The following is a 25,752-nucleotide window of genomic DNA, read 5'->3' on the forward strand; positions in this document are numbered from 1 at the left end:
TTACATGATCCGCAGGTCGGTCGGTTTACGTTTCATCGTCGTTTTGTCCCGTTGGGTCCGTGTCTTCATCGGACTCGGTCGAATCCGCTTGGTTGGGTACTTTCGGTGCCCCGGTTTCAGCGTCTTCGGTCTCATTCGAATCGCCGGCTTCATTCTTGTCCGATTCGATTTTTCGCAGGGAGACCCCATCGGCAACGGTTGCCAGCGTGGTCGCGACCACTTCATCGCCGTCGTTCAATCCATCACGGATGTAAACATGGTCGGCGTCACGAAACACCACATCGGCTTGTCGAATCCGCAACTCATCGTCCTGCATCACCCAGACGGTGTCACCGTCACGAAGATAGGACCGTGACAATCGTACGACGTCGTGAATGGGTCGTCCTTGAATCTCCACATCAACCAACGAATCAATGATCAACGGCGGGTCGTCACCTTGCAGGCTAAGCGGATCGGCAACACTGATCAGCACCCTTGCCAAACGTGTTCGCTGGTCCAGCGCACCGATCATCCGCGAAACCACACCGATTCGATGGACGTCGGGTCCCCAAGCATCACGATCGCGCAGGATGACTTCCGAGCCGTCGGGTACTGTATCGGCATCGTAGGATCCGACCGATTCGGGATTGGCAAATTGGATCCAACGCAGGCTGCGTAGCGGTACGGCGGCGGACACCCAGTATTCATGAATGCCGACCAACTGTCCCAGTTCGTCACCGGTACCGACCTGAGATCCGACGTGAACCGTGCGCGATAACACCTGGGCATCGAACGGTGCTAGCACCTTCGTGCGATCCAAACGCAATTTTGCTCGTTGGACACCGGCCTGGGCGGCGGCAACTTCGGCGCGGATCGACGCGATCTGCGGCTCGCGCAGGACCAATGCACGATTGGTCCCCTCGATGGTCCCCTCCAGCAGCTTCAGCTCTTTCTGCGCCAAGCTTTGTCGGCCGGATTCGATATCCAGCGAAGCCTCCGCTTTACGCAGTTCACTTTCGCTGATTCGCAGATCGTTTTCAAAGTCCGCCGGGTCGATCTTCAGCAACACGTCGCCCGCCTTGACCATCCCGCCGGGGATGAAGTGTGGCGACAGTTCAATGATTTGGCCGTCCACACGCGGACTTAGCGAGACTTCCTGGGCGGCCTGAACGTTTCCCAGCACCGTGATGGTGGGTCGACACGTCTGACGATGAACGGTGATCGTTTCCACCAACGCCGACGATTTGCGTTTGGCGTTGATCGTTTGCGCCGTCGGCTCGGTCTGGTTGATGATCACGACCGCCCACACCGAACCGGCCAGAATTCCCGCACAGGCAATCACGCTGACAATGATTCGAAACCATTGCCATCCGGAATGCTGCTTTGGCGGGCTACTCATCAGGCGGGGCGACGATCGTTTCGAAGGAGGGCGGAGTGGGAAGGCGGGTCGGCCCCGACCAGTTTGCTCGGGACGCTTCGACATTCAATAGCTCGTTCGGTGCCGAAACACTCGGCCCCGTCGATAATAAATCGATCAGGCGCTCACGGTCCGGACTGTCCGGCGCCGGCAAAACGTCGTCACCAGCATCCTGCCTGCGTTCTTCGTCGCCGGGCATTCCATTCGTCTCGGACGATTCGGCCGACGAATCGTCACGCAAACCGTCCGGTCGGTCTTCATCACCCGAATCGGCATCGGTGGCGGCTGGTTCGGATTCATCCCGCGCCGGTGATTCCACATCAACCGTGGACACCACCACGATATCGGCGGCCTGGGTTCTGGGATCAAAGCCACCGGCCAACGCCAAGTACAACGACACGCGGATCAACCGCAATTCTAGTTGAGCGGCCAGAGATTCGCGTTGCAAACGTTGCCAGCCCTGAATCGCGGTCAGAACGGCTAAATAGTCTTCGTCGCCGATCAGGTACTGTTCACGCAATTGTTCGGACGATTTGCGTGCAAGCTCGGTCTGTTCGGCCAAGTGTTCCAGCCGCTCCAGCTGATAGCGTTCCTGAGCCAATGCGTCTTCGACTTCGCCAAACGCAATCAACATCGTCTGGCCGTACTCGTTATAGCGCAAACGTGCCACCGATGTGGTCCGATCCACTTCCGCACGTCGCTGGCCGCCGTCGATCAGCGGGGCAACCAACTGGCCACCGATCGACACGAACCAATCACGGAACAAATTTTCAGGTGAATCGGCAACATTCAAAACGGATCCGGTCAGATTCAGCCGCGGGAACTGATCGGTGATCGCCGCCGCCACATCACGATCGGCCGCCTGAAATGCCAGAAAGGCGCTGCGAACATCCGGTCGCCGATTCAACAATTCGGCGGGCAATCCGGTTCGCGGCAACGCCGGCATGTCGGGCAAACGGGTTCCCGGATCATAGCTGGCCGTTTGCGGTAGTTCGCCCAACAAGATCGCCAACTGGTGCTCCAGCACATCGACACGCGATTTGGCGACGGCGTACTGTTCGAACGTCGACTCCAACAACTGACGCTGACGCAGAACGTCCGGACTGCGAACCAGCCCCAAACCGAATCGCGATTCCTGCAGGTCCAGTCCCGTGCGGTTGGTTTCGATCTGGTCGTCCAACAGTTCCAGCTGCGCTTTCGCTTCGATCAAATTCAGCCACGTCCTCGTGACCTCTGCCGAAACGGCCAACGCGATGGTCTGATAGTCGGAATACGTGGCCGAGGCTCGCAAACGTTCCGCATCGACCAACGCATCGATCTGGCCCCAGAGGTCGACGATGTACGAGGCGTCCAAACCGATCACGCTGGGGAAATCGTCGTCGCCTGGGCCAAAGTCGCCGCCCGCAGTCGCGACGCCATTGACGTCGGGAAAGAAGTCCGATGCCTGACGACGAGCCACCGCGCGGGCGGCCGAGACTCGCTGTAACGCGGCGGCCAGATCGTAATTGCCACCAAACGCCTGCTGGACTCGGGCGTTGAGTTCCGCATCACCAAATGCGGTCCACCAGCGGTCGGACATCTCCGCCGGCCCCGAATCGGAAAACGTCGGCAAAGGTTCGTTGTTCAGCCGACCGATCGCTTCTCGGTTGGCGCATCCGCCGACGCCGACGAGGCATCCCGTCGTCAACAGACATAACAGTGGACCGAGCTTGGCGCAGGCTAGACCCAGACGGATTCCGTGAAAATTGAACATCTCGAAACCCGCATAGATCGAAATGTTCGTTGATCGCAAGCCCAATCGACACGGCCCCATCCTTCCGGGGTGCCGTCCAAGACACAGACGAACCTGATCATCCAGTAAGCGATGGGCGATGGAGACGATTAACTGTCACCGGGAAGCGTCAGGTTGACGTTTCGGCGATACAGATTTTGCAGCGCAGGCACTGACACGATCGGCTGTGCAACCACACCGCCAAAACGAGCCTCGGTGACCATCACGGGCCGGTCATGGATCAAGCAGAAGACGCACCCACAATCGTCAAACCGGACGTCTGTTTCGTCGGCATACTTGCAATACAAACCGCCCGAAAATCCGACGTTTCCAAACTGCAACCGTCGGCCATCGGCGTCTTCGGCCAACGACAAACATTTCTGACAAAAATGCCAGGGATAGCGAGGGAAACTGCGCTGCGACGCGCCACATCCGGGGCAGTGATGCGTGGGCGGATCGGCAGATGGCGATGCAGAACGCGTCGATGACCTGTTCATGGTGAATCATCATCGCGATCGCGAATCCTGATGTAAAGCAACGTTGCGTCAGCTGCCTGTATGCAAGCAGCCGTCCCAGCATCGCCGCCGAACATGTCGACGACGATGCGTGCCTGCAAGTCCCGCGATCAACGGTGACGCGATGAATTGAAACCTAACAGATCACCCCATTCATCGAATCTTCAATCGGCCGGCAGGTAAAAAACGGAACCCGCACGTACGGTTAGAAGTTCGACATGTGCCGTCAAAGGCGTATCACCGACCTCACGTCGAAAGATCAGGTGCTTGTGAGTTCGGGTGGCCGGATGGGTCAGCTTGCCAACGGCATCTTCGGCGTAAACACCAACAACTTGGGCCGATACATCGTGAACCGTTTCTTCGAACGGGCGTTGCGACGGCGGAATCGGTTCCTTGCGAATGCGAGCGTGAACCGGACAGGCACCGTGAATCACGTGAACATCAGCTTTGGCGAATTCCCCAACGATCCGAAACATGATCGGTTTGGATGAATCACCGCCACGCCGTTGGATCTGTTGCTGGATGAACGTGTCCAGCTCCGCATCGGTCAGGTCTTTGGGGACCACCGTCTTTTCCCAAGCGTCCACGTGGGCACCGATCAACATGGTGGCTTGCCGGTCGCCGGTATCGCCCGCAACCGACTGCAATTGTCCCTGTGGATTGACCTGTGAAATCACCATTTGCCCGCCGGCTATCGTGATCTCTCCCTCCAAGCCCTCCAATGCGCCGACGGCGAACAGGTTCGACACAGGTTTTAAATCTGACAGTCGCACACGGCCATGATGTTGTTTCATCCCGATGACTTGATGCATCTGGCCGAACTGCAACAGGGCGCCGCGTTGATCCCCAGAGGTTGACGAATGGGACGTTGATTCTTCTGCATGCAATGCCGAACACGCGGTTGCCAAGCATGACAAAACGAATACCGGAATGAAGTGATGGTGTCGCATCAAAAGGCTCCTTTGGGTAAGCGGCCGACACGGATGCTGTCGACCACAAGAAAATGGAAATCAGTATTCACCGAACACCTCGCGTCCACTGCGGGTGCACAATGCGTGGTAGGTCTCCATGTCGATTTGTTCGGAGACCAGTGCGACCGATCCATCGGCCTTCAAGAAATGCGTCCCGGACGGATGGTCACTGCTGAAAGTGAATGCGGGACTGGTATCGGAGTTCGGCGGATTTTCGGCGACCGCAACCACGCGTCCTGGGGCATGCGCGGCACCGGCGAAAACACCAATCCAAGTCGACGGCGAATACCGCGAATTGCGTTCGCCGACGACAAACGTATTGGACAATCCGTCGGTGATGTCTCGAAAACGCAACGACCGTTCCAACATGAAGGTCCCGTTGCCTTCGCAATCACCCTTGGGACACCCGGCGTCGAACATGCGAACGGTTCCAAAGACGCCGACATAGTTGGCTTTCGCAACCAACGTGCTTTGGTAGTCCGCGTTGTAATTTGGCTTGGGCATCGGCCCAGGCGGCAATACAAACGTGGGCGCCGCCGCATCGGACGGGCAAACATAAGTCGCGATGACGGTTTCCCGTGCTTCGCGATGAAAATCGTCAAGCATCGGCTTTTCGAAATCAATCCGATTGTCGACGACGTTGCCCTGTTCCAAGTACGGCAGCAACTGTGATGCCCACGCCCAACCGGGACGTCCCAGCCAATACGCTTTGCCGGTGTCAGGATGCCGTGACATCCACCCCGGCGGAAAACCGCGAAGCGTGTCGTGATACATGTGCAGTGCAAGCCCGATCTGCTTCATGTTGTTCTTGCACTGCGTTTGCCGCGCCGCGTCACGAGCGGATTGGACCGCGGGCAACAACAGGCCGACAAGGATGCCGATGATGGCGATGACAACCAATAGTTCGACCAGCGTGAACGCGTGTCGTCGGTGCCCGCCCAAAAATGAATGATGCATATGAATGGCGAATGAGGTCTCAGTGATATTCGGTCAAGTCTTTGATCGTGTTCCGTCGGACGCCCAACGGGCGCGCAGCGGCGAAGGACACGACGGGACAATCCGTTCGTGTCAGAAGCAATGAAAAGCGGCATTGGCGGCCTTCACCGATGCGTCAACGATTCACGCAAAGCACACTGGGCTGCGTACTTCAACGGCGTCGTGGAATCGCGACGCGGGGCGCGGCACGCACCGTCCGGCCAGACAGCCACAACCGTGACGGATCACGAACCACCGATGCAGCGATGCCCAGCACCGACACGCATGCCGGCGGTTGGCGACGGCCAAGCCAAACGAGAAAAACGACGTCTGCCGCTAAGAAGAAAGTGGACCAAGGGGCACGGGTGGATCCACCGGTTCGACGGGAGAACTAGCCATCTGGTCACCAAGACGATGCCACCCCACTGGAAGCAACTGGAACCTGGGACCGTCCGAATCGTTGACAAACGCCACCGCCAACATTGACCAAAATGCGGCAAGCCCGCGGCACTTGGCCGCTTTCCACATCAGCACCACTTGTGGCGAACAAGACTCCGTCGTACCACCAACGGGCTTGTCGGAATCTGATTGTGGTGTGACGGCCGGGGCGGCGACTGGACCGGCGTTCTGGCAACAACAACACGCGTTTTCGCTTTGCCGTGCGGTTGAACGCTGGACGGCCAAACGCGGCGATGCTCGGCCGACACGTTGGACCAGAAAGGCCGGGGGCGTGACGCCGTTTCGGTCAGCCCAATCCAGCTTTTCTTCATCGGTGTGGCAGCAACACTGGTCCCAACAGAATTCGGCAGATGCACAACCGCAAGGACAGTCTTCACACGGGTATCGTTCATCGGTCGGCTTGCCGATGGTCGTCGCACTGGGATGACCGATAACGCCGAAAAGCGCAAAACTGACCGACCACAGCAATAGCCAACCAAGGCTGCGTCGTGGCTTTCCGTCACGCAAACAGGATCGAATCAGAAAATACAAAATGGACAATCGCCGGGGTGTCTTGGCGCTCGCTCCTCACACCCTGATTATCATCCGCAACCCATCCTTTCACAACGCCGTGGCACTCGTGGAGTTTTATCCCACAAGCGTTGTCAGGGGTCAGTGTAAGCAATTCCTGACGAAGTCGATCCGAAACCCGATCGCGATCGACCATGACTTGCTGGCGATAGGCGAAGCGTCATCTACGCCGTGGCAACGACCGACTCCAAAGCAACCTTCGCGACGCACAGCTTGTAACAACTGTTGAACTCGGGACAGGCCGTGCACTGGTCCCATTGTTCCGTATCGACGGTAATTTTTCGTTCGGCCGGCATCATTGCGGCGGTACGTTGCATCTGAACGCTGAAAACCTTTCCGCGATTCGTGCGCCCGACTTTCAAATGCAGATTGTCCGGATACATGGTGCCGAAACAATCGCGATGTTCGCCTACAGCCATGATCAAGTGTCCAACTTCAATTGCGGCTCTGTCTCCGAACGCACCGCGGCAAGGTCTTGGTCAAACCAGTGTCGCGTCGAAACACAGAACCTAACCAACATCAACATCAATGGAACTTCGATCAACACACCGACCACCGTCGCCAGCGCGGCACCGGAAGAAAGGCCGTACAGCATGACGGCGGTGGCGATCGCGACTTCGAAGTGATTCGATGCACCAATCATCGCGGTCGGCGCTGCGTTTTCGTACGTCAGCCCCAGCCACTTGGACAGGGCATAGCCGATTGCAAAGATCAACACGGTTTGAATGAACAGGGGGATCGCGATCCAAACAATCGTCAACGGATTGGCCATGATGATCTCTCCCTTCAGTGAGAACAACAAAACCAGCGTGACCAACAACGCAGCGATTGTCACTGGACTGAGCCAATGCAAAAACTTTTCGCGAAACCAGACTTCCCCCATCGCACTGATGATCCAGCGTCGCGACAAAAATCCGGCAATCAACGGCAACGCAACATAAATCCCGATGGACAGCAACAAGGCTTGCCAGGGAACGGGCAATTGCCCTACGCCCAACAACAGTCCGCCTAGCAGTCCGTACAGCAACAGCATTGCCAGCGAATTAACGGCCACCATCACCAACGTGTGACCGTCGTTTCCGCCGGACAGGTACCCCCACACCAAAACCATCGCGGTACAAGGTGCGATCCCCAGCAGAATGCATCCGGCTAGATAGCTGCGCCACAGTGGTACTTCCAGCATCTTCACGCCATCCACCAGAACCGCTTGGCCGGCGCCATAAGTCGCCCCCACCTCCAAATCAACTCCCATAGGTGGCTTCACCAAATCGACCGCTTCCGGACCGATCACTCCAATCAAAACAGTGCCCAGAAAGAATGATGCAATCGCGTACATCGTGAACGGCTTGATGGCCCAGTTGATCAGCAGGGTCAGCGCGACGGGCTTGGCCGCTTTCCCGGCACGCACGATCTCGGCGAAGTCGATCTTCACCATGATGGGATACATCATGAAAAACAAACACAGCGCAATTGGTATCGACACCACCGGTGCCCCGTCCACCATGATCGACATTCCGTCCAGCGTTTGAGCCAACCCGGGCATCCACTTTCCTAACAGCACACCGGCGACGATGCACAGCCCGACCCAAACGGTCAAATATCGTTCAAAGACTCCCATGCCACGTTGGGGCTGGTCAGTCGGACAATCACTTTTCATCTTTTCAATCTTCTTCACAGGTCGTCGTTTTGGATTTGTGTGCGGCAGTGGCGGACGATTCCGGGTCGGTTGCCAACCAAGACTCGATCGATGCGCGGACTTGATCACGGACTCGGCGAAACGCCTCTAGAGAATCTTCGGCGTCGCCCTGAACGGCGGCGGGATCGGGGAACGGCCAACACATCGTTGCCGTGGCGAAGGGCCAAATTTCGGGGCAAGACTTTTCCGCCTTGTCGCAAACGAAGATCACGTACTGCGCCTCGTTCTTGCGCAAAAAACCCTTCAATGATTTGGATTCCTGGGACGAAATGTCGACGCCCACTTCTGCCATGACTTGAACGGCCAAAGGGTTCAATCCGACCGGTGCGAGCCCGGCACTTTGTGCGTCGAAACGGTCACCCGCCAATTCGCGAAGAAACCCTTCGGCCATCTGGCTGCGTGCAGAGTTGCCCGTACACAGGAACAACACGGTTGTTCGTTTCATCGTCGCCCCCCTCAATTCTCATTTGGCGACATGGCAATATCGCCATGACTAACGACAAAAAAAATGCTACTTCAAAGTCGACTGACGGTCGCGGATGTCCGACCGCAGCACCGATTCCATGCACGCAAAAAAGCCTCCCAGGCAATCGCAGGCGACGCGGTAATAACTGGATGCCCCTTCCTTGCGGACTTCCACCAAACCCACGTCACGCAGCACGGCCAAATGCTTGGACACCGTCGACTGGTCAGCCTCCACCGCTTCGGTCAATTCGCCCACGCATCGCTCCCGCTCCTGAAGCAGATCCAGAATCAGTAATCGACTGGGATGGGCAAGCGCCTTGGCGATCTTTGCCCGCGCTTCGTATTGCTTTCGAGTTTTTCGCTTCATGGCCATATCGCCATAATTGCATGCATCGGCATTGCAGGTCAACTCCGGTGAGCCCGATTTCCCAGATTTAATCCACCGCTATTGATCCACCATCGATTGGACACCTGGGTTCGCAATCACAACGCCACAAAAAATTTGCAGGCCTTCCATCCATTCGAATCGGTACTCCGCGGGATGCACCTGCGACATTTCGAACCCGCCGACCGCCGGACGACAGGGAATGCGACACGAGCGATTCGGATACACTGCGTTCTTCCGTTCCCCGCCTTCGATCCACCGCACCGGCAATCGCGTCCATCACGACTTCCGCGTGCTCGACCACGGCCCCATTTGGCATCAACCGTATGTGCAGACCAACCAACCATTGGGGAACGATCGCCTTGCTGATCTGGATCGCAGTGACCGCTGCGTCTGGTGAATGTTGGTCCGATCAGCCCGACGATCGACGACGCCCCAACGTCATCATCATCTTTACCGACGACCATGGATACTCGGACTTGGGTTGCCAGGGCGTTGTGTCCGACATTCGCACGCCGAACATCGATCGCTTGGCCCAGTCCGGTGTGCGTTTCACCGACGGCTACGTCACTGCGCCCCAGTGCGTGCCGTCGCGCGGTGGGTTGATCACGGGCCAGTACCAGAACCGATTCGGATTGGAATCCAACCCTCAGGCCCGTGATGCAAAGATCATGGCCAACTTCGCGCGGGTGCAAACCATTCCCGAACGACTGCAGGCGGCCGGTTATGCCACGGGTATGGCGGGCAAGTGGCACTTGGGGGCACCGCAAGCGATCACCTCCCACGGCTTTGATCATGTGTTCTTCAAGAACAGCAATGCGCAAGGGTTCTGGAACATGAACTTACAAGGCCAAGACATCCCGCCGGCGACGCAAAAAGGTGGCGGTTATCACCTGGACTTGATCTCCGATTTTGCCTGTAGTTTCATCGAACGGTACAAGTCGGATCCGTTTTTCTTTTACTTGGCGTATCGTGCTCCACATGTACCGCTGGATGCGCCCAAGAAATACCTGGACCGATTCCCGGGCGACATGCCACAGCGACGACGACAGGCACTAGCCATGCTTTCGGCGGTCGACGACGGCGTCGGTCGGATCATGGCGACACTGGAATCCAACGGTCTGCGTGAAAACACGCTGATCTTTCTGATCAGTGACAACGGTGCGCCGCTGAAGATCCACAAAGCGGATACGCCGGGCGGTGGACCGGGATGGGACGGATCGTTGAACGATCCCATGAACGGTGAAAAGGGAATGCTGACCGAAGGCGGCATCCGCACGCCGTTTGTCGGATGTTGGCCCGGAACCATTCCCGGCGGTCAAGTCTATTCCCAGGCGGTGATCTCGTTGGATGCCATGGCCACGGCGTTGGCCGCAGCGGGGCTGACGATCGACGACACCATCGACGGCGTGAACCTGCTGCCGTTCCTGATGGGCGAATCAGACGAGGCACCGCATGACGCATTGTATTGGCGTTGGCTTAGCCAAAGTGCGATACGTCAGGGCAAGTGGAAATACATCCGCAGCAATGATCGTGAATTTCTGTTCGACCTGGAATCGGACGCATCGGAAACAACCGATCTGACCGGCCGGTACCCAGATCAAGTTCAGCATTTACGCACCCTGTTGACCGATTGGTCCCAAAGTTTAAAGCCGCCGGGTATCGGAACCGTTCCGTCGGAGGCGATGAGCCGACAAGCCGATATCTATTTTGACTACTACATCGACGGCAAACTGCGATCGCCAACGAAACCCAAGCGGCGTCCGAACCGCCCAACCCCCAAACGAGAAACTGAAAAGGCCCCACGATGAACCTGACACGATGGTCCACCTTCACGTTCGCCGGACTGGCCTGCTTGTTCGGCTTCGTCGGTTGCCAACGCGAGAACGAGGCCCCGGAACCAACCTCGCAGATAGCACCAACGGATGCACCGGAGACAGCCGAGAAAATGCCGTCGATGCGAGACGAGCGTTTCGCCGCCGCGGTCGCCGCAAAAGACGACTTGTTTCAAACGCTGTCCGGCCGACTGATGGAAGTCATGCAAACCGAGGGACCGGTCGCTGCCATTCGCGTTTGCAGTGAAGATGCCCCGAAGATCGCACAAACCGTCGCCGACGAACACGGCGTTGAAATCGGCCGCACTTCTTGGAAGCTTCGCAATCCGAACAACGCGCCCCGTGATTGGGTCCAGCCGTTCGTGGATGAAAAGGTCGATCTGCCCCAAACCGTCGCCTTGGAGGACGGTCGGTTAGGCGTCACCTTCCCGATTCGCCTGGATGTGAAGTGCTTGATGTGCCATGGCGGCCCGGATGACATGCTGGACAGCGTCAAACCGGAACTTGCCAAACGCTACCCCGACGACCAGGCCACCGGATTCAAAGCCGGTGACTTGCGTGGCATGTTCTGGGTGGAGGTCCCCGCCACCTAGGCTGTGCAAGACGCGTCGCGTGAACGCAGGACCGGAGGCCGATTCACCGTCGTCCTCTTTCGGTCCGTTCAGAACCGGGCCTGCAGTTGCTTAGGGTTTTGCGTCGTTCGCTATTTCGGTCGACGAATCCGCCAGAAATTGATCTCGCAACTGATACCACCGTTCGCTCATCGCTTGGACCTTGGCGGGATAGGTGTCTGCCAAGTCATTCTGTTCGGCGCGGTCGTTGGCCAAGTTGTACAAAGCCCAATTGGATTCGTTTGAGTCGCCTGCTTCGACGATTCGATAGGGGAACGGGCGACCTTTGTCGGAATGGACGATTTTCCAGTCGCCTTGTCGCAGGGCGCGATTGGCTTCGTGACAAAACCAAACCTCATCGTGCAGCGAATCGCCGTCGTTGGACAACAGCGGACGTAAACTTTTTCCGGTCATCGGCGGCGCACCGGGAAAATCAGGACGCTGCACGCCGGCCAGATCCAGTACCGTCGGGGCGATATCGATAACGTGCGCGACGGCCGACCGAAATTCGTTCTGTGCATCCAAGCCCGCCGGCCAGTGAACAATCAATGGTGTGGAGATGCCGCCTTCGTGCACCCAAGTCTTGTGCCTGCGGAATGGCGTGTTGGCGGCACTGGAAAAACCAGGGCCCAAACACAAATAGGTGGCGGCGGATCCCGGCGCGGCGTCCGGATCGTGCCCGTCACCCCGGACCATCATTTCTGCACTGGCCCCGTTGTCCGAAAGAAACATGATGATCGTGTTGTCAAACGAATCCATCGCACGCAATTGATCCAACACACGTCCGATTTCGCGATCCATGCGATCGACCATCGCCGCGTGGATGGACATCTTCATCGCTTGAAACCGCTGTTGCTGCGACGTCAATTCATCCCACGGCAGTGGTCGATTGACTTCTCCCGGGCCCAGTAAGTCGATTTGATCGGGAAAGGCATAGGGTGGTCCCACGTCGGGTTCCAGCACGGAAAGATCGCCCACCGAAAACCCGAGAGCCCGCTGGCGTTGGTATCGCTGTTTCCTCAGCAGGTCCCAACCATCGTCGTATCGCCCTTCGTACCGCTGGATGTCTTCGGGCAAAGCGTGTAGCGGAAAATGGGGTGCATGAAACGCCAGATACTGAAAGAACGGCCGGCCCGCGAAATTCTCCGAATGTTCTTTCAGGCAATCGATTGCATGCTGTGCCGTGGCAACCGTTCGATAGAAGTCGGGATCTCGTTCTCCGCGCTTGTTGGTATCGAAAAATCCCGGGCCTCGTGTCGCTTCGTCGGACCGATCGAACCCGCTGTCGGTCGGCTTGCCGTCGATGTGCCACTTGCCGGAATGATAGGTTCGATATCCCGCCGTTTGCAGGTACTGGCCGATGGTCTGTGCCCACTGCGGTCGAACCCCGCGTCCACCAAAGCCTTTGGGCGCCCCCGGCATGCTGTCGCGACGAATCTGTTGCGGATAGTAGCCCGTCATCAACGCCGATCGTGTCGGCCAGCAACGGGCGGTGTTATAAAACTGGGTGAAACGCAAGCCGCCGGCCGCCAAGGCATCCAAGTTAGGTGTCTCGATTTCACCGCCGTAGCATCCCGGATCGGAAAACCCCAGATCGTCGGCAATGATGACCAAAAAGTTGGGTCGGCGATCGTTCGCTTTCGCAGACGAATCCGCCGACGTTTTCAAACTCATGCCGAAGCACATCAAGGCAATCGCGGCGACCAAACCAGCGGATCGGATCATCATGGGTGGGGCTCGACCAAAGGCGGGGCGGGATCAGGGCAAAGGCAAGCGAGCAACAGACGCTGCCGCTAAAAAGTCCTGGTGGAAATGACACACAACACAGCAGACAAACAAGACGGCTTGCCTGACATCGATCAAACACGGTCATTAAAAACCAAGCCGCTTCCAACCGACGGTCGCAATGCACCATCAGTTTCGCGGCATCGATTTTAACGGATCCGGATGGCAGCGTCCGTCACCATTTCCAAACTCAAAACGACCACTGATGAATGAGTCGTCCGTCCTGGGTAATTAGCCGCAGCGCGTGGACCTGGATGTCGCCGACGTCGGTTGCCGGATCAATGCGTACGGCTGAAAGCGGCCCCCGCGTGCGGAATTTGACCGCATAAGAATGCCGATCGCCGTCATGCGTTGGTGAATAGACTTCGCTCCGCTTGGCCGTAAAAGGACCGCCGCCTTCGGTCTGCCAAAATACTTGCCCGGAACCGCCCGCGTTGGATGAGATTTCCATCTGAAGAACGAAAGCGGTTTCGTCGATTGGCGTTTGCAATCGATAGCTGAAATAGGGATCACCGCCGGTGCTGTGCACCAACAACTTGCCATCACCAATCGACAATTCACACGTGCCGGCGGGCTGCCACCCCGCAACAGGCTTCGCCGGTTTCCGCCGTTTCGTACTCGCGCCACCCGGCAAAAACTTTGCCGCCGGAGCCCCTTCGGATGCGATGTCATACTTGTTCGGATCAAAAGTCGGATTCGCTTGCGGGACGACCGCACCGGTTTCGCGAAGGTGTCGTTCGATCAACGCATCCATCTGTCGTACGCGATCCGGCATCATCGTGGACAAGTCATGTTGTTCGCCAATGTCGTCCCGCAGATTGAACAGTTTGTATCGGTGACCGGTATCATCGCCGCCATGAAAGATTCGAATCAGCTTCCAATCGTCCTGGTGAACGCAAATCGATGGCGGCAGCCAATCTGGCACGGGTGGATTGTGTGGAAAGTACGTAAAGATGCCGTCGCGATCGATGGCCCCGCCCTTCAACGCGGGCACAAAGCTGACGCCGTCAAACCATTGATCCGACGCCGGCGACATGCCGAGCATTTCCAATAACGTGGGAAAATAGTCCACGCTTTGAATCATCGCGTCGCTGGTCGTTCCCGATTTGACTTGACCAGGCCAAACGACGATGGCGGGCGTCCGAATACCGCCTTCGTAAACAGTCGCCTTACCGCCGCGTAGTGGTCGATTGCTGGTGGGACGTTGCCCATCGACCAGGTTGTACATGTTGCCGCCGTTGTCTGATGCAAAGACGATGATCGTGTTCTCGGCGACCTGCAAACGATCCAGTTCATCCAGCAAGGTTCCGATCGCATCGTCCATACTTTCGATCATCGCGGCATACGTGGGACAACGCTGCTCGTCGGTCGGGTCCACCGTCTTGGCATACTTTTCGATCAATGCGGCCTTGGCATCGAAGGGTGCATGAACGCTGAACATCCAATAGTTTAAGAAGAAAGGTTGATCGCGATGCTGCCGCATGAATTGCACGGCTTCCTTGGCCATTCGATCTTCGATGTGCTGGTCGGGAACGTCCGGGTCGTGGTCAAAGTCAGGGAACTTCCACGGCGCGACGTAACTTCCCGCCGGTCCCGGGCCATGCCAATGCGGCACATCGATATCGAACCCATGTTGCAGCGGCGAATACGGTTCGGCCCCCAGGTGCCACTTTCCGAAATGCCCGGTCGCGTAGCCTGCCGCCCGCAGTGTTTCGGCGATCGTGATGTGTTTCGGATCCAAACGCGTCACTGGATCCGGTTGAACGGAAAACTGGTGGGCGGCCGCATTTTGCTTCACGGCGGCTTGCAAACGCACCGTCGGCGTATGACAGTTCGGCGACGTGATGCCGTGACGGGCGGGCGACAATCCGGTCAAGATGCTCGCACGTGTGGGTGAACACAGCGGGCTGGCAGCGTACGCCCGATCAAACGTCATTCCGCGACGTGCCAAACGCTGGACGTTGGGCGTGCGATAGAAATCGCTGGTGTCGAAAAGCGTTGTGTCGCTCCATCCCAAATCGTCGGCCAAGATGAAAACGATGTTGGGCAGACGTTTGTTTGGCGTCCCGAGTTCGTCCGCCAAGGATGTTCCCGCAATGCAACACATTGCCAAAACGATCCAGCCGAAAACGGCAACACTGACCACCGCCCGAGACATCCGACACACTTTCATGACATCACCTGCCTAATCAAAAGGTCCCGAACGCTTTCGTCGCCTTCGGCCCCATCAAAAGAAATTCAAACCCCGCCGCCGATGGCGCTATGCAGGCACCGACGCGTCCGAGCGAAGTTTCAGCACGTCCTGTTCATACTGCCGCACCACGTCCAACCACTGTCGACCGGCGGGAACATCGGAAACCTGACAGTAGTGGTCCCAAACCGCCCCCAGCGGCATCATCTTCTGCTCCTCCATCAACGCCAACCTCGCGGTGAAGTCGCCCTCGCGCTCCAACTGCTGCAACTGTTCGGTGGGTTCCAGCAAAGCCGCCAGCAAAGCCTTCAAAGCGTTGCGTGTACCGATGGTCCAAGCGGCCACGCGATTGATACTGGCGTCGAAGAAATCCAGACCGATGTGAACGCGATCCAAAAATCCGCCACGCACGATTTCTTGCATGATTGCTTGGAGTTCGTCCGTGAAGGTCACCACGTGATCGCTGTCCCAACGCACACCGCGGCTGACATGTAACAACAATTCAGGCACGTACATCAGCACCGAAGAAATCTTGTCGGAAATGACTTCGGTCGGATGAAAGTGACCGGCATCCAGACAAAGCATCTGGTTTCGCGATATCGCATAACCCAAGTAAAACTCGTGCGATCCCACCACACAGCTTTCACTGCCGATACCGAACAACTTGCATTCCACTGCATCGATGGTGTGCGTCGGCGGCAATGAACCGCTAAAAATCTCGTCCAAGGAAGCCGCCAAGCGTTCACGCGGCGTCTTTCGATCCGCCGGCGTATCCTTGAATCCGTCAGGAACCCAGAAATTGTCGACACAAGGTGAACCCTGGGCCGCTCCCATCGCCGCGGCGATCTTGCGACACGCGATCCCATGATCGATCCAGAATTGACGAATGCCCGGATCGCTGTGTGCCAGGGTGAACCCATCGGCGGCATTGGGATGCGAAAAGAAACTGGGGTTGAAATCCAATGGGACGCCTTGGTCAACGGCCCACTGAATCCACCCTTGGAAATGCTGCACGTCGATGGCATCGCGATCAACGGGCGTGTCAAATTCCCCATACATCGCATGCAGATTCAAACGATGATTGCCGGGGATCAATGCATACGCCGTCTGCAAATCTTGACGCAGTTCATCCGGCGTTCGAGCACGGCCCGGATGATTTCCGGTCACCGCCAAACCGTTGCCCAGCGACTGCAGATCGCCCTCGAACCCGCCGACATCATCGCCTTGCCAACAGTGCAGTGAAATGGCGACGTCCCCGATTCGACGAATCGCGTCATCGGTGTCCACTCCGATCGCCGCGTATTGTTCTCGCGCCAGTTCGTACATGGCGTCAATCTTGCCAGAACGGCCCATTCCATAATCCAATGTTTGCGAAGCGACGGTGCTGCTTTCTAAGTAGGCAGACAGATTCTCTAAAGTTTAGTAAGCCGACGCGTAAGCGAGTAACGAATCGGCAAAGACCGCGGTCCTCGCTCACGCGTTGGGAAGTTGCGCTTTTACCCGAGGCCTTGATTTCTTGGTAACCCGAAGCGTGAGCGAGGCGATGTCAACAACATTTTTTCCTCGCTCACGCGTCGGGTTGCCAGAAAAAGCAACTTCAGAACTTACGCGTGGGATTCCCATTCGTCGCAAAACACCTGTCCGCCTGCTTAGCCCCACGGCGCGATAGCAGTCACTGCACAGCGTAAAGACCACTGTGGGAAATTTGCCTTGACAATCAAGCCAGGCAATAGCACGATAGTGCCACGCGAGTGTTAACAACTGCGTTGCCGAAGGCCTGGCGCCGGTGTCGCAGGTGATGACAAATCCACCGCCAAACGCCGGCGACGGCCGTGTCGGACAGCACCAACGATCGGGCCTGACACCCGGTAAGTTGCCTGCCTCCGCTGCCCGCTTTTCTTTTCCCGCCCTCCTTTCCCGCCGGTGACCACATCATGATTCGCCGCCTGAAGAAACAGGACTGGTTTCATCCCGACGGGTTTCCCATCGTGGTGGAGCGTCGCGACCCTCAAGAGCCGTTTGGGCTGCATTGCCACGAGTTTTCCGAGATCGTCATCATCACCGGCGGACACGGCCGACACATCACCGGCGAAGACAGTTATGAATTGACCACCGGTGACACCTTCGTCATCGGCGGTGACCGCCCCCACGACTATTTGAACATGGACCAACTGAGTCTGATCAACATCTTGTTTGATCCGGACGACCTGCCCATGTCTCTGTGCGACCTACAATCACTGCCCGGCTACCACGCGCTGTTCAATCTGGAACCGGCGTGGCGAAAGCGTCACCAATTCACCAGCCGGTTACAACTAAATGCAGCGGAGATGGCAGAAGCGTTGCAGATCGTGGATGAAATTGACAAGGAATTGCAAAGTCGCGGTCCAGGCTTCGGCGTTATGGCGATGACGCGAATGCTGCAGTTGATCACTTTCCTGGCCCGTTGTTACGGCCGCGCCCAATCGCCGGAAAGCAAGCAACTGTATCGGCTGGCAGGATCCATCTCGCACATCGAACACAACTTCAACCAGCCGATCACTTTGGATGAATTGGTGCAGATGTCGGGCATGAGCCGGCGCAGCTTCATCCGGACATTCGAAGATGCGATGGGAACATCACCGATCAACTATTTGATCCAGCGACGTCTGCGCGAAGCCTGTCACTTGCTCAAAAGCACCCACCGTTCGATCACGGACATCGCGTTTGACGTCGGGTTTTCCGACAGCAATTATTTCAGCCGCCAGTTCCGAAACATGATCGGTCATTCGCCTCGCGAATATCGCAAACCGTTCAAGGCCTGAAACAATACATCCGAATCAAGGCAGTCCACCATCGCTTGCTAGGGATCAGGCTTCTCCTGCCCCACAGTCACTCGATCGCCCGCATCTGAGTCCCTGGGCGTCAGACCAACGGCCGCCGAAATCGCCGGATCAACACCAACGCACGCGGCGTGATCTACAATCGCTTTGCCGCCTGGTTGTCGCCACGGCCGTTCCCGCCGCGTCGTTCCCGCCCCGCATTGCTCTCAAACCCACCTGCGATATCTATGCGCCAACTTACTTTTGCCGCCAGCCTGGTTTGCGTTGTCGCTTCCGCCGTGAATTGCATCGCCCAGACACCCACGTTTTCCGAATCGGACTGGCCGTGGTGGCGTGGTGAATCCAGGCAGGGCAATGCCGCGGCGGATCAAGATCCACCCACCACATGGAGCGAAATGGATGGCGTGATTTGGAAGACGCCCCTGGACGGACACGGCCACGGATCACCGATCCTGTTGGGCGACCGGATGTATTTGATTTCCGCCGATGAACAGCAGCGGGCACAGTGGCTGATCTGTCTGGATCGTCAAACCGGACAAGAACACTGGAAGACGGCCGTCCATCGCGGCGAATTCTTTCGGGTCGGCGATCGTCAGCCCAACGAGAAATCATCCTGGGCATCGTCGACACCGGCAACCGATGGCGAGCGTATTTTCGTCAACTTCTACAGCGACCGAGCCGTCCATACCAGCGCGGTCGACTTGAAGGGCCAAATCCTGTGGCAGCGCAAGCTGTGCGATTACCAGATCCACCAGGGCTATGGTTCGTCGCCGACCGTCTACCGAGACCTTGTGATCGCATCGGCCGACAACAAGAGCGGTGGATGTATCGTCGGCTTGGACCGAACGACCGGCCAGGTCGTTTGGCGACGCGATCGCCCGAAGAAACCGAACTACGCTTCGCCGATCATTCTGACGATGGACGGCAAAGACCAGTTGATCATGATCGGATGTGACCTGGTCACCAGCCTCAATCCATCAACGGGGAAAGTGTTCTGGGAGACAGACGGGGCCACCACAGAATGCGTGACGTCCACACCGACCGACGGCAAACACATTTTCACCAGCGGTGGATACCCCAAGAATCACGTCGCCGCGGTGGCGGCCGACGGATCCGGCGAAGTGGTGTGGGAAACCAACACAAGGGCCTATGTCCCGTCGATGCTGCAGCGCGACGGCTATCTATACCTGACGCTCGACGCGGGAGTTGCCATGTGCATCGAAGCCGCCAGTGGTGAAACGATGTGGAAAGCACGCCTGGGCGGCACCTTCACCGCGTCGCCAGTCCTGGTCGGCGATCTGATCTATGCGACCAACGAATCCAGCGAAACGACCGTCTTTCGTGCCGATCCGGGTGCGTTCGACTTGGTTGCTAAAAACCAGTTGAACGGCACCACTTTCGCCACGCCCGTTATTTGCGACGGACGTGTTTACATCCGCGTCGCCAAATTCGAAGACGACGCCAAACACGACTACTTGTATTGCATCGGCAATGGCGGCTAGGTCGGACTTACTTTTGAATCGGAATCTCGGTGGTGATGGTCCGGCCGTTGCGTAACAGCTTCAGCGAAACGCGATCACCGGGACGATGGTTGTCGTTGACGTGGTTAAAGATGTCGGCTTCGCGACGAAAATCATTTCGCCCATCGTATTCGATCAGAATATCGCCAACCTTCACTCCCGCTCGATGCGCCGCACCGTGGGCACCATGCTTTCCGGCATTGGCAACACGAAACGCCATCGGCTTTGCATCATCAGTCACCGCGGCGTCGTCGTTGGGAATCAGACGCATGCCACCGCCAGCAATACGGCGCATCATCCACGATGAAACACGCCAAGCCGGATCGCCCCACCGTCGCCAACCTTTGGGTAACGCCAACGACAATTCGATGTCACGATCATCACGCCGCACTTGAAAATCGATGGAACCGCCATCGCCTGGCACTTGGTTCAATGCCCACTGGACGTCGGCCATCGACACGATCGGCTGTCCGTTCATCGCGGTCACGTCGTCTCCCACTTGAAAACCGACGGATTGTGCAGCCGATTCATCGACCACCTGCTTGATTCGCGCCGGATACCGGGGATCTAAAATCAAGCCGATGGATTTCGGATGGGGAAACGGGTGCAACAGTTCCTCTGGGATCGGACGATCGTTTTGCCAATAGTATTCACGCCTGGCTTCGCCGATTTGATGGCAATGAATACAACTCTTGGCGACTTCGCCTTCATAGTCCAGACGATCGGGATGCTTGCGCAGGGTGGGGTACTTCTCCGGTGATTCGAATTCCAAAGGTTGTCCACTCTTGCCAGCCAACGCGTCTCGGTTGGCCGGATAGGCGTCGTGCAGTTTCAGTCCCTCGCGAAGCGCCGCCGCCATCCCTTCCAGCGAAACATCCCCCAGCCATTCGGTACGGTGCGATCGAGTTCCAAACCGGCCATACACCGTTTTGTCTGCATTGATCATGAAGACGGCAAACGACTGATCGGTGTCATACTGAAACACATTCAAGTCCAAACCGTTGGTTCCGACGATCCGGACACGAACGAATTGGTCCAGCAACGCTTTGATTTCCGGATCACTTTCGACCAAGTCATCGTCCAGCTTGACGCACTCCTCACAGGGCAGGCACCGCAAAACGACCAAGATCGGCCGCCCCGTTTGCCGTGCTTGTTGGACCGCGGCGTCCAAATCGTTGTAGATCCAATACCCAGCAGCCAAGACACGTTCACGGTCATTGCGAACGATGGTTTCGCGGTCTTCTTTCGCCATGGCGGTCACCGCCGGCAACGAGACCAACGCCAGGGCAATCATCACAACAACAATTTTGGGCATGCTACCTCTCCTATCGAATTCTCTTGTCAAAGGATCGAATCAAACGATCCGCGGTCAGGTCAACCGATCACCGGCATGCCCCGAAGCGGGTTGGCAGACCAACCGACCGGCCGAGGATTGTAATGCATCCCGGGTCCGCCCATGCCATCAATCTTGCGAAGCGAATCCGGCACGCATGACGCGTTCAGAAAGCAACCACCAACGGCCAGACGAATCCGAGCAAGCCATCTGGATCGGTTCCCAGATGCCCGAGCCGACAATCAATGGCATCGGTACACAAATGCCAAAGGCACCCGAATCCGACCGCTTGAATCTTCCATACCGGCACCATCAGCAGTGCGATGTAAACCATCGCCGCCCAGACGGTGTGAAGCGGGTGGAATCCGATACTGCATCGACGGGGATCGAAAATGGGATCCGCCCACAGGTGATCCAAGTCGATCACGATGGTTGCCACCATCAGGCCACCAGCGGCCCGCCAATGACGCGGGAATAACAACATCGCAATTCCAAAGGGCACGACCAGATGATTTCCATAGTGAACGATCTGTCGCAAGATTTCTGGCATCGTGTTTGAATCGCCGCGTGGCGAACAGGAAGGGTCTGGTTTGCCGCAGTGTGGCGGAACGTTAAGCTGTTTCGCCATTGGTCCAAATGCCGACCAGCAAGACGAAGCATCAACAAGAAACGCGGCTTAAGGGCGGTACCGGCTTCCGGCATAGGGGCCTGTCCTGGCGAAGCATCCCAGCGTATCGCCATGCCCGTGGCTCTGAAATCCATTGCCTTCAAATCCGTGGCCCTGAATTGCACGGGTCCGCGAAACAGGGCGGTGATCCAAGCACGGCGTCGGACACAAACAAAACAGTTCATCGGAAACACGGAACCGATGACGGCGCCCGGGCAGGGCAATTCCCGAACCAACGAGAAAATAGAACCATGGAACAAATGAAAGGCTTGTGGCGTGACACCAAGTTCGTCTGGCTGACGTTCTTGGCCGCCATCTTTTCATTCGCCTTGCTTGCGTCTTGGTTTTACCTGTTGCTATTGCCTTGTCTGCCCGTTTGCTTCGTCTACTTTGCCTTCATTCGCTACGATGAAGAGGGCAACGAGAAAGCTGACATCGGCTAGGCTTCCAAACGAAACGGGGCCGCACCTGGCGTTTTCCCTGTCCTCACAATCGTCTTCACCGCTGGTGGCCACCAGGCAACCAATGTCACGACGCGGGTTCGGGCAAAACCTTTCGCGTTCGCGCGTCCACACGATGCAGCTGAGTGATTTCACCCGACGCCCCTCCGCTGAATTTCAGCGAGACCAACCAATAGGGCTCGTCAGCCACGTTCGCCGCCACCATCGCGCGACGCACTTCGGGATCATGCACACCGGTTTCGCTGTACAGCTGCGCATGAAACTCTTGTTCACGACGTATCCGTTCGCGGTCAAAGAAAACGGCAGAGCACTTTGTTCCCGCGGGAACATCGCCCAAGTGTTCGATCACAATCATGATGGCTGCTTTCTGATCGATTTCTTTTTCGGTCACCGTTTGATTCTCATTCGTGGACACTGCCTGAGGCCGTCATGCGTTTGCATTGCACCCCATCGGGCGGCGAATCGACGCGCACGACCCTCCGTACAGGTTAACGACATCATCGGGTGATGCCGACGCCCGGAGAATGCCGGGCATATCACCAACGTGGTCGGGGCATTGCCACGCCGGCATCCGCGTTACATGCATCGTGAAAGCACGCTCGGAGGGCCGTATAGTGAATGATTGCCTGCCCAATCCCCACAAAACGCGATTTCGGTAACGGAGATCACCATGCAAGACCGACGACGATTCGTTCGCAATTCGATCGGTGCGGTCACGGGATCCATGGCCGGCCTGGCATGGCTACCCAAGCTGGCCGCCGACGAAGTGGCCGTTGCCCCGGAACACGTTCGCTTTCATAACGATATTGAACCACTGGTCCGGCTGCTCGAAGACACACCGCGTCGCCAAATCGTCGATCGAGTTTTCGGCGAAATACACAGCGGTCGCAGCTATCAAGAACTCCTTGCCGCACTTTTCCTGGCCGGGATCCGAAACGTCCAGCCTCGTCCGGCGGTTGGTTTCAAGTTCCACAGCGTGTTGGTCGTCTACTCGGCGCACCAAGCGTCCTTGGCCGCCGTCGACCAACATCGCTGGACGCCGCTGTTGTGGAGCATCGATTACTTCAAACGTGCCCAACAAACCGACGTTCGCGAAGGCGACTGGACCATGGCCGCCGCGCCGTCATCCAATCTGCCCGATCCGCAAAAGGCCCTTCAGTCGTTGGACGATGCGTTGACGCAATGGGATGTCGAAGCTGCCGACGCGGCGGCCACCGCGGTCGCACGAACCGCATCAGCCGCCCAGATTCTGAACCTGTTGTCCAAACACGCCGCCCGTGATTACCGCAGCATTGGTCACAAATCCATTTATCTGGCCAACGCTTTCCGGACGCTCGGTGTCATCGGCTGGCAACACGCTGAACCAGTCGTGCGTTCCCTGTGTTATGCGATCCTGAATCATACGGGTGATCCGAATCCGGCAACGAGTGATTTGGAAGTCGATCGAGTCGGGCGATCCAACTGGAAACTTGCCGAACAGTTCTCCGCTGGGTGGTTGTCATCCGAGCGAAAACCGATCGAATCGGCAACCGTTGCCAAGGAGTTACGAACGGCTTCACCGGAGCAAGCCAGTGAGTTTGTGCTGCAACTGATTCAATCGGGTTGTCATCCCGACAGCGTATACGACGGGATCATGGTCGCCGCGGCAGAAATGGTTTCTCGTCAAGCGGCCATCGTCCCGCTTCACGCCGTGACAACGTCCAATGCGATGCGTTTCCTGTATCGCACGGTGCAAGACAACCGCACGCGGCAATGGCTGTTGCTGCAAAACGCAGCGTTCATTCCTCACTTTCGTCGTTCGGCCGAAGACCGTGGAAAGCTGAACGACACGGACCTGCTTCAACTCGCCCCGTCGGAAGACGACAGCACAAATTTGGATTCCGTATTTGATCTCGTTCGCAAAGATCGGCCCGAAGCCGCCCGATCCGTTTTGAAGCTGGCGTCGCAACCACAAGTGACGCATCGCCTGATCGGACAGGCACGCGAGCTGGTTTTTCTGAAAGGAAACGACGCCCACGACTACAAGTTCAGTTCTGCGGCACTGGAGGATTACCAACAGATTGCCCCCATGTGGCGAGCCCGCTATCTGGCCGGCTGTTCGTATCTGCTTCACGGCCACAGCGAAAGAACGACAGACTTAGCAAAACGAGTGCTTCAGTTCGGCTAACCGCAATCATTCCGCGTGATTCCTGAGCGCGATGGATGGTCTTCCGCCAAACGGGCAACCGTTTGATTACACGGTTCGAGACTATGGCGTCAGCGAGATTGTCCTGGATGGGGCATGGCGACCGCTTGAACCAACCCTCTGCCAATAGGGCACACTCTTTTCACAATCCACCAACGATGAAACGTCCGATGAGAACCAGTTTTTCGATCCTTCTGCTGATAGTCGCATGGCTCGCCACCGCTCACGCGGAACCGCCCAAGATGAAGATGACCACCGAAGTCCCGAGTGGCATTGCGACCCCCGACAAGTTGTAAACGAGTATCGGGACGCTGACATCATTTGACGGCGTCCCTGGCGACGGAACAACCCAAATGGTCTACAACAACTTAGCGCTGCAACGCGCCCAACACGCGCACCTTTCGTCGATCCAGATTTCGTCCATGTATGCGATGGAACAGGGACTGCGGAAATTTGGGCCGCCCAACACAACGGCCTAGCTGTTCGAAGATCTGATGGATTCCAAAGCGCTGTTGCTGACCCCCAACACCGTATCGGTTTACATGGCAACGTGGATGGAAATGGATGATGAGCCCATGGTTTTGGAAACACCACCAAACGTTCGGTTCCACGCGAGATTGATTGAGACATTGGATTGAGTTCTGAAGACCACCCGTCACCGAAAATCTTGGTCGACGCAGACGCATGCCCGGTTGCCATCAAAGAGATCGTTTACCGGACAGCCAAGCGGCGTGAAATCGAAGCCATTGTCGTTGCAAACGAGCCGATCGGGGTGCCGGATTCGCCGTGGGTTCGTCGCGTTGTGGTCAGCAGCGGTGCGGACCAAGCCGATCATGCGATCGTCAAGATGGTCAACGATGGGGACATCGTGATCGCAGACGACATTCCCTTGGCGGCACGCGTCGTTCAGAAAGGCGGGCTGGTCGTCGGAAGTCGCGGCGACAAATACGACGAGAAAACGATTCACAGCCGCCTTGCGACACGTGACCTCATGGAACAACTTCGTTCGGCCGGCGTGGATACCGAAGGGCCCAAACCGTTGAAGCCGAAGGACGTCCAGGCGTTCGCCAATCAATTGGACCGAGTGCTGACCCGGCGACTAAAGAACTCGCCCGGTGAAGCGTGATGCGGCGAACCGCTCC

Annotated in this window: 25 protein-coding genes; 9 read left to right on the top strand and 16 right to left on the bottom strand. The window is 57.2% G+C overall.

The features are described from left to right. Nucleotides 1-25: 25 nt before the first annotated feature. The 10 genes from HFP54_RS23685 to HFP54_RS23730 all read right to left on the bottom strand — a co-directional run bounded on the left by HFP54_RS23685 (nt 26) and on the right by HFP54_RS23730 (nt 9,185). Nucleotides 26-1,378, bottom strand: a complete 1,353-nt coding sequence (locus HFP54_RS23685) for an efflux RND transporter periplasmic adaptor subunit (protein WP_168567064.1) — start codon at nt 1,376-1,378, stop codon at nt 26-28. After that, complete coding sequence (locus tag HFP54_RS23690) at nt 1,371-3,149, bottom strand: TolC family protein (RefSeq protein WP_168567065.1); 1,779 nt, start codon at nt 3,147-3,149, stop codon at nt 1,371-1,373. Before HFP54_RS23690 ends, HFP54_RS23685 begins: the two co-directional genes overlap by 8 nt. A gap of 128 nt (nt 3,150-3,277) precedes the next feature. Continuing rightward, the gene (locus HFP54_RS23695; RefSeq protein WP_235952287.1) at nt 3,278-3,664 is read right to left on the bottom strand and encodes a hypothetical protein; all 387 of its coding nucleotides are present in this window, start codon (nt 3,662-3,664) and stop codon (nt 3,278-3,280) included. A 182-nt stretch (nt 3,665-3,846) separates the two neighbouring features. After that, nucleotides 3,847-4,632, bottom strand: a complete 786-nt coding sequence (locus HFP54_RS23700; RefSeq protein WP_168567066.1) for an acetolactate decarboxylase — start codon at nt 4,630-4,632, stop codon at nt 3,847-3,849. A 60-nt stretch (nt 4,633-4,692) separates the two neighbouring features. After that, entirely contained in the window at nt 4,693-5,610 is a 918-nt protein-coding gene (locus HFP54_RS23705) for a DUF1559 domain-containing protein (RefSeq protein WP_168567144.1), read from the bottom strand. 354 nt (nt 5,611-5,964) lie between these two features. After that, nucleotides 5,965-6,627, bottom strand: a complete 663-nt coding sequence (locus HFP54_RS23710; protein WP_168567067.1) for a hypothetical protein — start codon at nt 6,625-6,627, stop codon at nt 5,965-5,967. Between the two features lie 194 nt (nt 6,628-6,821). Further along, entirely contained in the window at nt 6,822-7,076 is a 255-nt protein-coding gene (locus HFP54_RS23715) for a hypothetical protein (protein WP_146414843.1), read from the bottom strand. A gap of 2 nt (nt 7,077-7,078) precedes the next feature. Then, nucleotides 7,079-8,314, bottom strand: coding sequence for an ACR3 family arsenite efflux transporter (gene arsB, locus HFP54_RS23720; RefSeq protein ID WP_146414844.1), 1,236 nt, complete (start codon nt 8,312-8,314; stop codon nt 7,079-7,081). Between the two features lie 4 nt (nt 8,315-8,318). After that, nucleotides 8,319-8,798 (bottom strand): arsenate reductase ArsC, encoded by a 480-nt coding sequence (locus HFP54_RS23725; protein ID WP_168567068.1) that lies wholly within the window; start codon nt 8,796-8,798, stop codon nt 8,319-8,321. Nucleotides 8,799-8,864: 66 nt separating this feature from the next. Then, entirely contained in the window at nt 8,865-9,185 is a 321-nt protein-coding gene (locus HFP54_RS23730) for an ArsR/SmtB family transcription factor (protein WP_146414845.1), read from the bottom strand. Between the two features lie 344 nt (nt 9,186-9,529). On the opposite strand from HFP54_RS23730, the gene HFP54_RS23735 reads away from it, so the two are divergent. After that, nucleotides 9,530-11,014: a sulfatase family protein gene (locus HFP54_RS23735; RefSeq protein ID WP_168567069.1), complete on the top strand. Its 1,485-nt coding sequence runs from the start codon at nt 9,530-9,532 to the stop codon at nt 11,012-11,014. Beyond that, nucleotides 11,011-11,631 (top strand): Tll0287-like domain-containing protein, encoded by a 621-nt coding sequence (locus tag HFP54_RS23740; RefSeq protein WP_168567070.1) that lies wholly within the window; start codon nt 11,011-11,013, stop codon nt 11,629-11,631. Before HFP54_RS23735 ends, HFP54_RS23740 begins: the two co-directional genes overlap by 4 nt. A gap of 90 nt (nt 11,632-11,721) precedes the next feature. Here HFP54_RS23740 and HFP54_RS23745 read toward each other — a convergent pair whose 3' ends face one another. The 3 genes from HFP54_RS23745 to HFP54_RS23755 form a co-directional block, all read right to left on the bottom strand. Continuing rightward, nucleotides 11,722-13,335 (bottom strand): arylsulfatase, encoded by a 1,614-nt coding sequence (locus tag HFP54_RS23745; RefSeq protein ID WP_206036383.1) that lies wholly within the window; start codon nt 13,333-13,335, stop codon nt 11,722-11,724. A 289-nt stretch (nt 13,336-13,624) separates the two neighbouring features. Further along, complete coding sequence (locus HFP54_RS23750) at nt 13,625-15,607, bottom strand: sulfatase (protein ID WP_168567072.1); 1,983 nt, start codon at nt 15,605-15,607, stop codon at nt 13,625-13,627. 87 nt (nt 15,608-15,694) lie between these two features. Then, complete coding sequence (locus HFP54_RS23755) at nt 15,695-16,978, bottom strand: L-rhamnose isomerase (RefSeq protein ID WP_168567073.1); 1,284 nt, start codon at nt 16,976-16,978, stop codon at nt 15,695-15,697. Nucleotides 16,979-17,559: 581 nt separating this feature from the next. On the opposite strand from HFP54_RS23755, the gene HFP54_RS23760 reads away from it, so the two are divergent. Together HFP54_RS23760 and HFP54_RS23765 are read left to right on the top strand one after the other, a co-directional pair. Further along, nucleotides 17,560-18,426 carry a helix-turn-helix domain-containing protein gene (locus tag HFP54_RS23760; RefSeq protein WP_145295335.1) on the top strand — a complete coding sequence of 289 codons (867 nt, stop codon included), beginning with the start codon at nt 17,560-17,562 and terminating at the stop codon, nt 18,424-18,426. Nucleotides 18,427-18,671: 245 nt separating this feature from the next. Further along, the gene (locus tag HFP54_RS23765; protein ID WP_146414852.1) at nt 18,672-19,946 is read left to right on the top strand and encodes a BamB-related PQQ repeat family beta-propellar protein; all 1,275 of its coding nucleotides are present in this window, start codon (nt 18,672-18,674) and stop codon (nt 19,944-19,946) included. 7 nt (nt 19,947-19,953) lie between these two features. On the opposite strand, the gene HFP54_RS23770 is transcribed toward HFP54_RS23765, so the two are convergent. Both HFP54_RS23770 and HFP54_RS23775 read right to left on the bottom strand, forming a co-directional pair. Next, the gene (locus tag HFP54_RS23770; RefSeq protein ID WP_168567074.1) at nt 19,954-21,279 is read right to left on the bottom strand and encodes a Trx7/PDZ domain-containing (seleno)protein; all 1,326 of its coding nucleotides are present in this window, start codon (nt 21,277-21,279) and stop codon (nt 19,954-19,956) included. 184 nt (nt 21,280-21,463) lie between these two features. Continuing rightward, nucleotides 21,464-21,847 (bottom strand): DUF6122 family protein, encoded by a 384-nt coding sequence (locus HFP54_RS23775; RefSeq protein WP_145295327.1) that lies wholly within the window; start codon nt 21,845-21,847, stop codon nt 21,464-21,466. Nucleotides 21,848-22,215: 368 nt separating this feature from the next. Here HFP54_RS23775 and HFP54_RS23780 point away from each other — a divergent pair, with 368 nt between their 5' ends. Then, complete coding sequence (locus HFP54_RS23780) at nt 22,216-22,407, top strand: hypothetical protein (RefSeq protein WP_145295324.1); 192 nt, start codon at nt 22,216-22,218, stop codon at nt 22,405-22,407. A gap of 85 nt (nt 22,408-22,492) precedes the next feature. Here HFP54_RS23780 and HFP54_RS23785 read toward each other — a convergent pair whose 3' ends face one another. Further along, a complete protein-coding gene (locus HFP54_RS23785; RefSeq protein ID WP_197137896.1) occupies nt 22,493-22,816 on the bottom strand; it encodes a hypothetical protein in 324 nt (107 codons plus the stop codon). A gap of 279 nt (nt 22,817-23,095) precedes the next feature. Here HFP54_RS23785 and HFP54_RS23790 point away from each other — a divergent pair, with 279 nt between their 5' ends. From HFP54_RS23790 to HFP54_RS23800, 4 genes are all read left to right on the top strand, one after another. After that, nucleotides 23,096-24,592, top strand: coding sequence for a hypothetical protein (locus tag HFP54_RS23790; RefSeq protein ID WP_168567075.1), 1,497 nt, complete (start codon nt 23,096-23,098; stop codon nt 24,590-24,592). 188 nt (nt 24,593-24,780) lie between these two features. Next, nucleotides 24,781-24,906: a hypothetical protein gene (locus tag HFP54_RS26045; protein ID WP_261342641.1), complete on the top strand. Its 126-nt coding sequence runs from the start codon at nt 24,781-24,783 to the stop codon at nt 24,904-24,906. A 198-nt stretch (nt 24,907-25,104) separates the two neighbouring features. Beyond that, nucleotides 25,105-25,248 (top strand): DUF1254 domain-containing protein, encoded by a 144-nt coding sequence (locus HFP54_RS23795; protein WP_146414856.1) that lies wholly within the window; start codon nt 25,105-25,107, stop codon nt 25,246-25,248. Further along, nucleotides 25,245-25,736 carry a YaiI/YqxD family protein gene (locus HFP54_RS23800; protein WP_168567076.1) on the top strand — a complete coding sequence of 164 codons (492 nt, stop codon included), beginning with the start codon at nt 25,245-25,247 and terminating at the stop codon, nt 25,734-25,736. Before HFP54_RS23795 ends, HFP54_RS23800 begins: the two co-directional genes overlap by 4 nt. Nucleotides 25,737-25,752: the final 16 nt, after the last annotated feature.

It is taken from the genome of Crateriforma spongiae, assembly GCF_012290005.1.
Classification (GTDB): Bacteria; Planctomycetota; Planctomycetia; order Pirellulales; family Pirellulaceae; genus Crateriforma; species Crateriforma spongiae.